Genomic DNA, 13,025 nt, shown 5'->3' with positions numbered 1-13,025 from the left:
CTATCCTCCTATCAGTCCAGAACATAACCGTAGGACCCGCCAAAGTCCTGCTTGGCGACTTCTGCGGCGGCTCCGCTTCCGGCGCGAACGGTTCTGGACACGTGGCCGTTCAGGAACAGATCAAGTTCGCTTGGCGGTTTGACGCGGTCCGTTGGCAAGGCCAGTGCTTCTCCGCGTGTGGGCGATACCAGATGGGCGGTGACGATAATGATCAGTTCACTTTGCTCACGCTGATAATTTGCGCTGCGGAACAGCGAACCCAGAACCGGCACGTCGCCAACCCATGGGACTTGCGAGTTGAGGTCCCTGAAGTCGTCCTGGATCAAACCCGCAACGGCAAAGCTCTCTCCGTCTCGCAGTTCAACGGTTGTGGCGGTTTCCCGTCTGATAAAGCTGGGGATAGTGTCGCCGTTGAATGTAAAGCTGGTGTTGGGGTCAATAGCCGAAACCGACGCGACCATTTCCAGGTTGATCAGATCACCATCTACAACCCGTGGAACGAACTTCATTTCTACGCCGAAGGGCTTGTAATCAATGGTGATTACGTTGTCTTCCTGCGGGACCGGAATTGGAACCTCGCCACCCGCCAGGAATGTCGCTTCCTGCCCGGACAGGGCTGACAGGTTCGGTTCGGCCAGACTGCGAACCAGTCCTTTGGTTTCCAGGGCTTCCAACATAAGCGCGACCTGGGTGGACCCGACACCAAAGCCAAACAGAATCGCACCGGTATTGGTTTGCAGATTCGGAATGTTGCCGTTCAACGCTCTGTTCAGCGCGCCTTGCGTGTTCAGCGACTGGAAACCGGCTGTAACATCGGTGCCAGAGAAGCCAAGCGAGGTTGTTAGTGATTTTGCAACGGCGCGATTCATCTCGGCAAACCGAACTTTCAGCATCACCTGCTGTACGCCGCCCACATTCATCAGGTTCGAAACCCGCTCAGGCGCATAACGTTCGGCTAGCTCCAGTGCACGATCCAGTCGCGCGCCGCTGGAAACGGTGCCGGACAGGACGATGCCATCGTTTGCCGTGCGAACTTCGATAGGCTCGTTCGGCAGGATCTGTCTCAGACGCTCCTTGAATTCGGTCACATCCGGTGCAACGCGAACTTTCACGTTCGTGATAAGATTTCCACCGGGGTCGAACAGGGTCAGTGTCGTCAACCCGGGTGACTTACCAAGGACATAGATCGTCCGGTCTGACAGGGAAGAAATGTCAGCAATCCCAGCGTTTGCAATGCTGAGCTCAGCAAAGGGTTGCTCGCTTTCTACGACGATCGCGCGATTCATCGGAACTTCGAGCGTTTCCGCCGTCCCGTTCTTCACGATTCGAAGATTTTCAGCCCAGGCGGCATGGCCGACCGGGCTCATAACAAGTGCCAACCCCAACAGGGTTGACCTGATCCAGGAACTTAATGTCATGTGACCTGCCTCTCCGATCACGCCTCGTTTTTTGGGTCTTACGCCCTATGATGCCAGACTGTGCGCGATTTCCCGATTTTATGCAATAATCAAGGGTTTCCGGAAGGTTCCTTATGTGGATAATGGGCAACATGCAAAAAACTTGAGCCGCGCAAATTGCGCGGCCCAGGAAAGTTTAACAGCTGAATAGCAGTCAGTTAGTTGGTGCAGGGGATCTGTTCGACCTGAATCTGACCGCCTCTGCGAACACGGTTGGTGCAGACCTTTTCTTCGACCTTTTTGATGACCGGTGCAGCGGCCTCAATCCCCAGAAGTTTACGCTGGTCGACCTCAATCGCACTGGCGATCGTGTCGTCTTGAATACCGACCAACGCCAGGGACAACCGCCCTGTGTTTTGCGCTTGGGCGAGGGCCGCGATCTGTTCTGGTGTGGCTGCGACGGTCACCGTTCTGGCGATGGTCGTACCGGTTACGTCTGAGCCCGCCGATTGGTCAACTGCAATCAGCTGGATATTGGGTTGAATTAGGCGCGTGATCTCACCTTCCACTTCAGCAGAGATATTGCGAAGGGATCCCGTCCAATACACGTCAACAGTGTCCCCGGGGCGCAGAAAACCGGATACGCCCGACGCCACATCCACGCTGATGGCGAACGCCCTCATGCCTTTTTCAAGTTGCGATGTCAGCCCTGCCGCCTCACCGGGTTTGGTGATTTTGACGGCCATAATCGCCTCGTCTTTTTCCATTGTCCGCAGAATGAAACGCTCGTTGTCCGCCTGATCGGGGAACAGAACGGCGATTTCCGTGAACGTTCCTTCGGGAATCGCGGTTTCGGGCCATCCGACCACGCGTACATCTTCCTCGGTAAGGCGCTCTCCGTATTTCAGGGGGCGGTTCGCCACAATGACATTAACAGTGGGGACGGTTTCGACCTGCGCGTTCGCCAACGCCTCAGCGCGCGCCTGACGCTCGCGCGCCAGTTCGGCCTGATGGGCCGAAATATAGTTTCGGGCCATGTAAACGGCACCCCCCGCCAACGCGACCCCAAAAATCAGGACAAGACCAAAAACAGCTCGCATTCACACACCTCGTTCGTATTCCGTCAAACGTGCAGCCGCTGGCGCAGTGCATTAAACAGAGTATTTCCTATATCCTAATTGTGTCGAAATAAGGGACAAATGCCCAAAATGACGGTTGCAAATACGATATCCTGGCACACTTACTGAAAAATATTTCCTCGCAAGCCGTACTGATCGAAAAGAAACCGCGACCCGGATCGGATCGCGGCGGGATTTCTCGGGAATAGCGGGTTTAGCTGCCGCCGGTGCTGCTTCCACCGACGATGATACCGCCAGAGGTCGAGGTTGTGCCTGTCGCCGTACCGCTGCTGACGGTCGTACGGTCCAGAGCGTTGCCGACACTGCTGGACAAAGTTTCCGAACCGCCGGCGATTCCCACATAGGCAAGCGCTGCAAGGGCAACGACCGCAGCGGTCAGCACCACCCAGTCAACCGTCACAGCACCACTGTCTTCGTCTTTGAAGTTCCTTAAAAATGTAATCAATTTGCGTCCCTCCTGGTGGCGCGAGCTTGCTTCAGCCCTGTCGTGCATTCGGCTGCGTCTCTCTCACGCGTTCCGATACCGTGGCATTAGGTCATCTTAGCCAGAGATGCGTGGCAAGAATTTGACCAAATCAGGTTGGATTTGCCGAAAAGTCGGGATTTTAAACGCCTTTTCAATGGGTTTTGCCAATTTGGCAAATGCGAGACGTGTCGCCAGGCTTTGACAGTCACGCGGTACGGGGATTTGGAATCAAAAAAGCTACGCCTCTGGATGAGGCGTAGCTTCTGTTTCTGCCGTGTCGGCAAATATTAGTTGCTGGTGCCAGCTGTGGTGATACCGCCTGCAACAGTGTCGGTGCCGGTGCCGGTGATGGTACCGGTGCTGACGGTCGCGCCAGACAGAGCTGTGTCAACGTTGTTGGCCAGACCTTCTGCACCACCCGAGATACCCTGGTATGCAACTGCTGCCAGAGCAACAACGGCTGCGGTCAGAACGACCCAGTCTACAGTTACGGCGCCGTCTTCGTCTTTGCGGAAGTTCTTGATGAACTTGATCATGTTACGTCCCTCCTAAAGGATCAAACTTAAAAATACTAACCTCGGCGACATTCGGAACCATCTCTCTCGTCGGTCCCTGTCCGTCTCGGTATGAAACAGAGATTGCCTATCAGGCGTGGCAGGAATTGGGCCAAATCAGGAATTTTTTGCCCGGACCTTAATTTTTTAGTTACGATTTTTTCAAACCATTGAAAAACAATGATAAAAAGTTTTGAACAACTTGTTCTGGGCAAATCATGCGGTGCAAAATGGTATCAAATGAGGCAAAACCGCCCCATTTCGCTTTGTTTCTCTGGTGTTGCGGGAGGAAATCGGTATCAACTCGCCTTAAAACAATAATAGTGAGGCAGGCAGATGTACCTCCGGAACGCGATCACTTGCGCCGGCATGCTGGCGCTGCTTCTTGTTGGTGCTCAACAGGTTACCGCCACAGAACCCGAAACCAATGGGGTCTACAAGCGGATCAAGGCACCAAAACCAGGCACCAGGCCAAAAGTAACAGTTCAGATTACCGCGGAGGAGCACGCAGCAGCCCCCTTCGCACCCAGTACAGGTGCTGAAATACCCTCGGCCAATGTTGTAGCTAGTGTCGCACCACCGATACCGGCGGCACTTCCCGCGCCGACGAGCAAATATGGAACATTCTGGGACAGGGTGTCGCCTGAACTGACCAGTGCAAGCGCTGGGCGGTTGAACCGGGCGATGCGGGCGCTGACCGATGCCGGGGTAACCTCGCCGCGCCTTCAGTCTTTGCAGAACATCGCAACCGAACGTGGAATAGACATTCTTCGCTCAACGGTAGGAACCAATGTGTCTCCCGCCTTGGTTCTGGCGGTCATTTCGGTCGAGTCAGCCGGCCGCGCCGATGCTGTAAGTTCGGCGGGTGCTCAGGGGCTCATGCAGCTGATGCCGGCAACTGCCAAACGGTTCGGCGTCTCAGACAGTCTGGTGCCAGCCCAGAACATTGCCGGGGGCGTAAAGTATTTGAGCTGGCTAATGGAGGAGTTCGGCAACGATCCGATTCTGGTTTTGGCCGGATATAACGCGGGCGAGGGATCGGTACGCAAGCACAGCGGCGTTCCCCCATATTCCGAGACCCGCGATTACGTTCCAAAGGTTCTGGCCGCGTTTCAGGTAGCGAAGGCTCTGTGCGCCACGCCACCCGAACTTATCTCTGACGGGTGTGTGTTTCAGTCCATGAACGGCCAGTAAAATGAAAAGGCCCGCCATAACCGGCGGGCCTTTCTGATCGGTGAGCGTGCTCAGTTGACGATGGTTGCCTGAGTTGCCGCGCGCATCTCGTCCTCGCTGACGCCATCGGCCAGCTGCACGATTTTCAGACCGCCTTCGACCACATCCAGAACACCCAGATTGGTGATGATGCGATCAACGACACCTTTTCCGGTCAATGGCAGGGTGCATTCCTTCAGCACTTTCGAGTCGCCATGTTTGTTGGTATGATCCATCACAACCACCACGCGGCCAACGCCTGCGACCAGGTCCATGGCACCGCCCATGCCCTTGACCAGCTTGCCGGGAATCATCCAGTTCGCCAGATCGCCCTTTTCATCCACTTCCATGGCACCCAGAATCGCAGCGGCGATCTTGCCGCCACGGATCATGGCAAAAGACGTGGCGCTGTCGAAATACGCCGTCCGGGCCAGTTCGGTGATGGTCTGCTTACCGGCATTGATCAGGTCGGGATCCTCTTCGCCTTCGTAAGGGAAGGGGCCCATGCCCAGCATGCCGTTTTCGGATTGCAGAGTGATGTCCTTGTCACCGACATAGTTCGCCACCAGCGTCGGAATCCCGATGCCGAGGTTCACGTACATGCCGTCTTCCAGTTCCTCAGCCGCGCGGGCGGCCATCTGATTGCGGTCCCAAGGCATTATGCTTCCTCCTTCTTACGGGTGGTGCGCTGTTCGATGCGCTTTTCGTGCTCGCCCTGAATGATGCGATGCACATAGATGCCGGGCAGATGGATGTTATCCGGGTCCAGCTCGCCGCGCGGTACGATCTCCTCGACCTCGGCGATGCAGATTTTGCCGCAGGTTGCCGCCGGTACGTTAAAGTTACGTGCGGTCTTGCGGAAAATCAGGTTGCCGGTGTCGTCGGCCTTCCAGGCCTTGACGATGGCCAGATCGGCAAACAGACCTTCTTCCATGATATAGGTCTCGCCGTTGAAGTCCTTGTGCTCCTTGCCTTCGGCGATCACGGTGCCAACGCCGGTCTTGGTGTAGAAGCCGGGGATGCCCGCGCCACCGGCGCGCATACGTTCGGCCAGCGTGCCCTGCGGATTGAATTCCAGCTCAAGTTCGCCGGACAGGTACTGGCGCATGAACTCTGCGTTTTCACCGACATACGAGCTGATCATCTTTTTGACCTGCCTCGTCTGCAGCAGGATACCGATGCCGAAGTCGTCCACACCTGCGTTATTCGATGCAAATGTCAGGTCTTTGACCCCCGACTCCTTGATGGCTTCCAGCAGCAATTCCGGGATACCGCAAAGGCCAAACCCGCCCCCTGCGATCAGCATGCCGTCCTTCAGCACCCCATCGAGCGCTTCGGTGGCATTGGCATAGACTTTTTTCATGGAATACTCCCCCAATGACTTGGTGATGGCGCAGGTTGTGCCGCCACGTCACGAGGAAGTCAATGAAACCAAGGGGCAATGGTATTTCTACCTAATGACGCGGGCCGGGTAGGTTGCCGGGCCCGCGTCATTGTTATTCGGTGGCCGCCTTCTTGGCCGTCTTTTTGGGTGCTGCCTTTTTCTTTGGTGCGGCTTTCTTTTTGGTACCCTTCTTTGCGGCCTTTTCCGCAATCAGGCCCAGCGCCATTTCCATTGTGACATTTGCCGGCTCCACATCCTTGGGCAGCGTGGCATTCACCTTCTCCCATTTGACATATGGCCCATAGCGTCCATCCAGGACCTGAACCGCACCACCATCGGGGTGATCGCCCAGTTCTTTCAGCGGTTTCGCCGCCGCGCGCCGCCCGCGCCCCGGGTTGGCGCGCTTTTCTGCCAGCAACTCCACCGCACGGTTCATGCCGATCTCGAAGACGTCGTTGGGGTCCTTGAGGTTGGCATAGACCGGCTTGGCCTCATCTGCCAGTTGATGCATCAGGTAGGGGCCAAAGCGGCCAAAATTGGCGCTGATCATTCCGCCTTCGGGGTGCTCGCCGATCTGACGCGGCAGGCTCAGCAGCGTCAGCGCCTTGGCCAGATCCATGTCATCCTTGCTCCACCCACGCGGCAACGAGGCGCGCGGCGGCTTCTTGTTCTCGGGCGTGGGTTCGCCCCGCTGGACATACGGACCAAAACGGCCCGATTTCAGCCAGATCTCGTCCCCCGCATCCTCGCCCAGCAGCCGTTCATCGCCTTCGGCGCCTTCGCCTGCGATCGGGCGGGTGTAATTGCATTCCGGATAGTTGCCACATCCCACAAACCCGCCGGTTCGTGAAGTTTTCAGGTGCAGTTGACCCACTCCGCATTTCGGGCAAATGCGCGGGTCCGAGCCGTCTTCGCGTGGCGGATACAGCTGCGGCGCAAGCACCTCGTCCAGCTTGTCCAGCACTTCCGAGATGCGCAGTTCCGACGTCTCGCCAATGGCGGCCGAGAAATCGCGCCAGAACTTGCCAAGCAGGTCCTTATAATCACGCTCACCGGCACTCACGTCATCCAGCTGTCCTTCCAGATTCGCGGTGAACTCGTACCCCACGTATTGGCGGAAGAAATTCAGCAGAAAGATGGTGACAATCCGCCCCTTTTCCTCGGGGATCAGCCGGTTTTTGTCTTTGCGCACATACTCGCGGTCCTGAATCGTGGTCACGATCGAGGCATAGGTCGACGGCCGCCCGATCCCCAGTTCCTCCATCCGCTTGACCAGAGTCGCCTCGGTATAGCGCGGGGGGGGCTGAGTGTGGTGCTGCAAGGCCAGAACGGCTTCGTTTTCGGACAGGATCGCGGCTGTCTTGCCGGTGCTGTCGCCGGTTGCCTTGGCAAACTGATCACGCAGCGAAGTCTTTGCAAAACGGGCCGGATCGCCCTGCATGATCTGGGGCAGACGCTTTTCATCGTCATCGGCCACATCGTCGCGGCCTTCTTCATAGACACGCATAAAGCCGTCGAACATCACCACCTGTCCGGTGGCCCGCAATCCGACCTGACTATCGTCGCTGCCAATCTCGACGGTGGTCCGCTCCAGCCGCGCTGCAGCCATCTGGCAGGCGATGGTACGCTTCCAGATCAGGTCATACAGCTTGCGCTGGTCGTCATCGGTAACTTTCAGCGCCTTGGCGTCGCGGTTCATATCCGTCGGGCGGATACATTCGTGGGCTTCCTGCGCGTTCTTGGCCTTGTTCTTGTAGATACGCGGGCTGTCCGGCACATATTCCGCGCCGTAACGGTCACTGATGGCATCGCGCGTGGCCGCAACCGCCTCGGGGGCCATGTCGATGCCGTCGGTCCGCATATAAGTAATGTAGCCCGCCTCATAGAGCCGCTGCGCCACCTGCATCGCATGGCGGGCGCCCATACCGAACTTGCGGCTGGCTTCCTGTTGCAGGGTCGAGGTCATGAATGGTGCACTGGGGTTTCGTGCAGCGGGCTTGGCCTCGACCGATGTCACGCTCAGCGCGCGGCTGATGATCGCCTGAACCGCAAGTTCCGCCTGAGTGGCGTTGGCCAGATCGTGCTTGTCCAGCTTTTTGCCTGCCAGCGTGACAAGCCGCGCTTCAAAGGTCTGACCGCGTGGTGTTTCAAAAAGTGCCTTAACCGACCAGTATTCGACCGGTTTGAACGCCTCGATCTCCATCTCGCGCTCGACGATCAGGCGCAGACAGACGGATTGCACACGGCCCGCCGACTTCGCGCCAGGCAGCTTTCGCCACAGGACAGGCGAGAGGTTGAATCCGACAAGATAGTCCAGCGCGCGTCGGGCCAGATAGGCCTCGACCAGTGGCATATCCACCTCGCGCGGGTTCTGCATTGCCTGCGTCACCGCATCCTTTGTGATCGCGTTAAATGTCACGCGGCTGACCGGCGTGTCCTTCTTGATCGAGCGGCGCTTGGTCAGAGCCTCCTGCAGGTGCCAGCTGATCGCTTCGCCCTCGCGATCGGGGTCGGTTGCGAGGATCAGCGCGTTGTCTTCTTTCAGTGCGTCGGCGATGGCTTTGACATGCTTTCGGCTGTCGGCACCCACTTCCCATGTCATCGCGAAATCATCGTCGGTATCGACTGATCCGTTCTTGGCGGGCAGGTCGCGCACATGGCCGTATGAGGCCAGAACCGTGTAGTCAGGGCCGAGATATTTATTGATCGTTTTTGCCTTGGCCGGGGATTCTACAACAACTACAGGCATTTAGTGAAAAACCTCGCTCGACGGAATTGGCGCCTTGTATGGCCGTGCAAAATGTGTGGGGCAAGGGCAGATTGTCAATGCGTTCCGTTTGAAATTGGATTTTCGCCTAAAGATCAACACGATGGCTCGGTGTTTTTATCACATGTTCGGCTGTCAGCGTGCAGAGTGTGTTCCTTGTTGCGCCGGTCATCGTGATTCCGACAGGGTTTTTGCGTCAGCTGGCAAGCGACAGCAAACCACCCGCCTGCCGTCGTATCCGCCCGTCAAGTTCCAGATCCACCAGAGCGGGACCGATTTCTCCGGCACAGACCGACAAATCCCGGATCAGTTGATCCTCTGCCACAGGTGACGGCCCCAGAAGTCCGAGGATGCGGCTATGCAATACGTGGGCGTCGCGTGGGGCTTTCGCCGGTTGCGTTTCAGTCGGGGTTTCTGGCTTGCTGCGGGAATTCATCGGCAGATTTGATTGTTGCCTCGGCAGGGCATCAATCACGTCCTGTGCGGATCGGATCAGCGTGGCCCCATCCCTCAGCAGCAGGTTGCACCCTGCGGCGCGCGCATCAAAAGGATGTCCGGGAACCGCCAGAACCTCGCGCCCCTGATCAAGCGCATCCCGCGCCGTGATGAGGCTGCCGGATTTTGCGGCCGCTTCGACGACGACGACAGCCTGAGCCAGCCCCGAAATGATCCGGTTCCGGCGGGGAAAGTGACGGGCCTGTGGAACGGTCTTCATAGGTTGTTCCGAAAGCCGCAGGCCCTTGTTTGAGATTTCCGCTGCCAGATGGGCGTTTTCCGCCGGATAGACGACATCAGCGCCGCCCGCCAGAACGGCCACCGTTCCCGAGTTCAGTGCTGCCATATGCGCTGCGGTATCGATGCCGCGGGCCAGGCCTGAAACGACGACATAGCCCGCCTCTCCCAGCTCTTTCGCCAGAGCCCGGGTCATGCGCGCGCCAAGAGAAGAACAATTGCGGGCACCGACAATCGATATCATGGGGCGTTGCAGCAATCCCGGGTCGCCAACCGCCCACAAAAGCGGCGGTGCATCCTGCAAATCAGTAAGGGCATCCGGAAATTCGGGATCGAACAGGCACAACAGCCGTGCATTGCCTGCTTTCGCCGCTCTAAGTTCCGCTTCAATAACGCCGGGAGGGCAGATTTCATAACCCTCTATCCCGGCAGCGCGCGCCATTTCCGGCAGCGCGGCAAGCGCCTTCTGCGCTGTCCCATGTTCACGCAGCATCCGCCGGAACGTCGCCGGGCCGACCTTGCGTGAGCGCAACAGACGAAGCCAGGAAAACCGATCCTCTTCCGTGGTGGGTGGGAGTGTGGGGTGATTGGAAGAAAGCTGTTCCTCGGTCATCCGTCGCTCCGCCTGATTGCAGAACCGGTTTACGGGTGGTGAGGTTAACGCTCGGTGAATCGAGGAAAAATCTACGAAAATTTCTGCAAAACTACTGCGAAGTTCCAGTTATGCCTTGGCAAAACGGTAGATAAACAATCCCGGCTTGCAGGTTATCGCTTGGGTTGCGGCGCAGAAAAATCCTGCGCCGCAGGCAGATCTCGAATCAGGCTGCCGATCCGCCTACCGTCAGCCCATCCATCAGAACGGTCGGCTGTCCCACGCCCACGGGCACCCATTGGCCATCCTTGCCACAGGTTCCCATGCCAGGGTCCAGCTCCATGTCATTCCCAAGCCCGCGAATGCGTTTCAGGGCCGAAGGTCCGTCGCCGATCAGGGTGGCCCCTTTCACCGGCGCTCCGATCTTGCCGTTCTGAACACGATAGGCTTCGGTACAGGAGAAGACGAATTTCCCGTTGGTGATGTCGACTTGGCCGCCACCGAAGCCGACAGCCCATATTCCGTCCTTGATCTCGGCCACCAGTTCCGTCGGATCGGCATCGCCCCCCAGCATGATCGTATTGGTCATGCGGGGCATTGGTTTGTGCGCATAGCTTTGCCGCCGCCCGTTACCAGTGGGGGCCACACCCATCAGGCGCGCGTTCTGGCGGTCCTGCATGTACCCGGTCAGAACGCCGTCCTCGATCAGCACTGTTCGGGAACTTGGTGTTCCCTCATCATCCACGGAGATCGAACCGCGCCGGTCAGCGATTGTGCCGTCGTCCACGACTGTGACGCCTTTCGATGCAATTTGCCGCCCCATCAGCCCGGCAAAGGCCGAGCTGCCTTTCCGGTTAAAATCGCCTTCCAGCCCATGACCAATGGCTTCGTGCAGCAAAATGCCGGGCCAGCCAGGGCCAAGCGCAACTTCCATCACGCCAGCGGGGGCAGGGACCGCATCCAGATTGACCAGAGCAATCCGCAACGCCTCGCGCGACTTGCCCTGCCAGTCTGTCGGATCAATCAGCCCGTCCAGGCCAACGCGCCCGCCGCCCCCGGCGGATCCGCTTTCACGCCTGCCGTTCTGTTCGACAATGACCGAGACGTTCAGCCGCGTCATCGGACGCACATCACGCACGCGAACCCCGTCCGGGCGCAGAATCTCGACCTCCTGTACCGCCGCGGCAATGGTGGCGCTGACCTGCACGACCCGAGGGTCAAGATCGCGGGCAAAGGCATCAATCTCGCGCAGGGTTTCGATTTTGACCGGAAAGCTGGCGGATTCGATCGGATCTTCGTCCGTGTAAAGCCGCGTATTGGTCGCCCGGGGGGCCTCGGCCAGTGTGCCGCCCCCGTCACCCACCGCAAGTCGCGCGGTCTCGGCTGCGCGTTTCAGGGCCGGTATCGAAACCTCGGTCGAATGGGCATAACCCGCTACATCGCGCTGAACCGCGCGCAGGCCAAACCCCTCGGACGCGTCATAGGACGCAGTACGCAAACGGCCATCATCGAATACCAACGCTTCGGATTTTCGCCGTTCGACGAACAGCTCGCCATCTTCCGCGCCGTCGGTGGCCGACCTTAGAACGGCAAGCGCCTCGTCATGCGGTAAAGCGGTTTCAAATGGGCGAAACGGGGCTTGAGCCATCGGTTGGAACCTTTCCGGTTTGATCCAGATCAAAAATAGCGTCTGTTTGACGCAAGCATTTTGCTTTATCTACCCTCCGGAATATGGTTTTTAACGCGGTCAAAGACAACGGGAGAGGTGTGACCGATTCACGCCTTATCGCCAGGGACGCAAAGATCAAACGATCAGGACAGAATATGAAGAATGCTTTGATGCTTTCGGGGCTTTTCGCAGCCCTCTCCAGCCTGCCCGCAATGGCTCAGGAGCTTGAGATTATCGGCAAACCGGTTGATGGCGGCGTGGGCTTCCAGCCCGCAGCAACCAGTCTTGCCGAGGGAATTCAGCGGCTGGACGGGATGATTCTGGTTATCATCACGGCAATCTGTCTGCTGGTCGCCGGGCTGCTGGTTTATTGCATCGTGCGCTACAACCAGCGCGCCAACCCGACCCCATCGCGCTTTTCGCATTACACACCGGTCGAAATCGCATGGACGATTGGCCCGATTCTGATTCTGGTGTTCATCGGTGCATTCTCGCTGCCGGTTCTGTTCAAACAGCAGGAAATCCCCGAAGGCGAAGTGGTCATCAAGGTGGTCGGCAACCAGTGGTACTGGACTTATGAATATATCGACCATGATTTTGCATTCGACAGCTACATGCTGGGCCACCCGGCGACACTGGATGCAGATGCCCGCCCTGCGGATGCTGATGTATCGGCATTTGTTCTGGACGACGCGATGCGCGCCAAGCTTGCCGACGCAGGCTACGGCGAAGACGAGTTTCTGCTGGCGACCGACACCGCAGTTGTCGTGCCTGTGAACAAGATCGTGGTGATGCAGGTAACCGCATCCGACGTGATCCATTCCTGGACCATCCCCGCCTTTGGCGTAAAGCAGGATGGCGTACCGGGCCGTCTGGCAGAACTGTGGTTCAAGGCCGAAAAAGAGGGCATCTATTTCGGTCAGTGCTCGGAACTGTGCGGCAAGGATCACGCCTATATGCCGATCACCGTCAAAGTGGTCAGCGAAGAGGCATATGAACAGTGGCTGGAAAGTGCCAAGGAAGAATATGCAGGTCTTCCGCAGCCTTATCAGGTCGCATCGAACTGATGATGCCACTGGGGGCGGGGTAAACTCTCGCCCGACGAAAGACGCA

11 protein-coding genes are annotated in these 13,025 nt (G+C 57.9%); 2 read left to right on the top strand and 9 right to left on the bottom strand.

Going from position 1 to position 13,025, the window contains the following annotated elements; translation table 11 throughout:
• Positions 1-11 precede the first annotated feature (11 nt).
• The 4 genes from ACR0NA_RS11310 to ACR0NA_RS11295 form a co-directional block, all read right to left on the bottom strand.
• Complete coding sequence (locus tag ACR0NA_RS11310; protein ID WP_480728930.1) at positions 12-1,418, bottom strand: type II and III secretion system protein family protein; 1,407 nt, start codon at positions 1,416-1,418, stop codon at positions 12-14.
• A 197-nt stretch (positions 1,419-1,615) separates the two neighbouring features.
• A complete protein-coding gene (cpaB, locus tag ACR0NA_RS11305; RefSeq protein ID WP_480728928.1) occupies positions 1,616-2,497 on the bottom strand; it encodes a Flp pilus assembly protein CpaB in 882 nt (293 codons plus the stop codon).
• A gap of 232 nt (positions 2,498-2,729) precedes the next feature.
• Positions 2,730-2,981, bottom strand: a complete 252-nt coding sequence (locus ACR0NA_RS11300; protein WP_480728926.1) for a hypothetical protein — start codon at positions 2,979-2,981, stop codon at positions 2,730-2,732.
• A gap of 308 nt (positions 2,982-3,289) precedes the next feature.
• Positions 3,290-3,538, bottom strand: a complete 249-nt coding sequence (locus tag ACR0NA_RS11295; protein ID WP_480728924.1) for a hypothetical protein — start codon at positions 3,536-3,538, stop codon at positions 3,290-3,292.
• Between the two features lie 354 nt (positions 3,539-3,892).
• Between ACR0NA_RS11295 and ACR0NA_RS11290 the strand changes: the two genes are divergently transcribed.
• Positions 3,893-4,750 carry a lytic transglycosylase domain-containing protein gene (locus tag ACR0NA_RS11290; protein WP_480728922.1) on the top strand — a complete coding sequence of 286 codons (858 nt, stop codon included), beginning with the start codon at positions 3,893-3,895 and terminating at the stop codon, positions 4,748-4,750.
• A gap of 50 nt (positions 4,751-4,800) precedes the next feature.
• On the opposite strand, the gene ACR0NA_RS11285 is transcribed toward ACR0NA_RS11290, so the two are convergent.
• From ACR0NA_RS11285 to tldD, 5 genes are all read right to left on the bottom strand, one after another.
• Positions 4,801-5,427 carry a 3-oxoacid CoA-transferase subunit B gene (locus ACR0NA_RS11285; RefSeq protein ID WP_170651421.1) on the bottom strand — a complete coding sequence of 209 codons (627 nt, stop codon included), beginning with the start codon at positions 5,425-5,427 and terminating at the stop codon, positions 4,801-4,803.
• Positions 5,427-6,131 (bottom strand): CoA transferase subunit A, encoded by a 705-nt coding sequence (locus tag ACR0NA_RS11280; RefSeq protein ID WP_170651422.1) that lies wholly within the window; start codon positions 6,129-6,131, stop codon positions 5,427-5,429. The genes ACR0NA_RS11285 and ACR0NA_RS11280 overlap by 1 nt, the downstream gene beginning before the upstream one ends.
• A gap of 133 nt (positions 6,132-6,264) precedes the next feature.
• Positions 6,265-8,901: a type I DNA topoisomerase gene (gene topA / locus ACR0NA_RS11275; RefSeq protein ID WP_480728920.1), complete on the bottom strand. Its 2,637-nt coding sequence runs from the start codon at positions 8,899-8,901 to the stop codon at positions 6,265-6,267.
• Between the two features lie 214 nt (positions 8,902-9,115).
• Entirely contained in the window at positions 9,116-10,264 is a 1,149-nt protein-coding gene (gene dprA, locus ACR0NA_RS11270) for a DNA-processing protein DprA (protein ID WP_480728919.1), read from the bottom strand.
• Between the two features lie 205 nt (positions 10,265-10,469).
• On the bottom strand, positions 10,470-11,891 hold the full coding sequence (gene tldD / locus ACR0NA_RS11265; RefSeq protein WP_480728917.1) for a metalloprotease TldD: 1,422 nt from the start codon (positions 11,889-11,891) through the stop codon (positions 10,470-10,472).
• 176 nt (positions 11,892-12,067) lie between these two features.
• Between tldD and coxB the strand changes: the two genes are divergently transcribed.
• On the top strand, positions 12,068-12,979 hold the full coding sequence (coxB, locus tag ACR0NA_RS11260; protein WP_480728915.1) for a cytochrome c oxidase subunit II: 912 nt from the start codon (positions 12,068-12,070) through the stop codon (positions 12,977-12,979).
• Positions 12,980-13,025: the final 46 nt, after the last annotated feature.

The organism is Ruegeria sp. C11 (assembly GCF_056537725.1).
This window is presented reverse-complemented; position numbering and strand designations above follow the sequence as displayed.

What these genes read in the sequence shown, in the direction of transcription:
- ACR0NA_RS11310 (WP_480728930.1), bottom strand. Translation starts at nt 1,418, where the DNA reads ATGACATTAAGTTCCTGGATCAGGTCAACCCTGTTGGGGTTGGCACTT.
- cpaB (WP_480728928.1), bottom strand. Translation starts at nt 2,497, where the DNA reads ATGCGAGCTGTTTTTGGTCTTGTCCTGATTTTTGGGGTCGCGTTGGCG.
- ACR0NA_RS11295 (WP_480728924.1), bottom strand. Translation starts at nt 3,538, where the DNA reads ATGATCAAGTTCATCAAGAACTTCCGCAAAGACGAAGACGGCGCCGTA.
- ACR0NA_RS11290 (WP_480728922.1), top strand. Translation starts at nt 3,893, where the DNA reads ATGTACCTCCGGAACGCGATCACTTGCGCCGGCATGCTGGCGCTGCTT.
- ACR0NA_RS11285 (WP_170651421.1), bottom strand. Translation starts at nt 5,427, where the DNA reads ATGCCTTGGGACCGCAATCAGATGGCCGCCCGCGCGGCTGAGGAACTG.
- ACR0NA_RS11280 (WP_170651422.1), bottom strand. Translation starts at nt 6,131, where the DNA reads ATGAAAAAAGTCTATGCCAATGCCACCGAAGCGCTCGATGGGGTGCTG.
- topA (WP_480728920.1), bottom strand. Translation starts at nt 8,901, where the DNA reads ATGCCTGTAGTTGTTGTAGAATCCCCGGCCAAGGCAAAAACGATCAAT.
- dprA (WP_480728919.1), bottom strand. Translation starts at nt 10,264, where the DNA reads ATGACCGAGGAACAGCTTTCTTCCAATCACCCCACACTCCCACCCACC.
- tldD (WP_480728917.1), bottom strand. Translation starts at nt 11,891, where the DNA reads ATGGCTCAAGCCCCGTTTCGCCCATTTGAAACCGCTTTACCGCATGAC.
- coxB (WP_480728915.1), top strand. Translation starts at nt 12,068, where the DNA reads ATGAAGAATGCTTTGATGCTTTCGGGGCTTTTCGCAGCCCTCTCCAGC.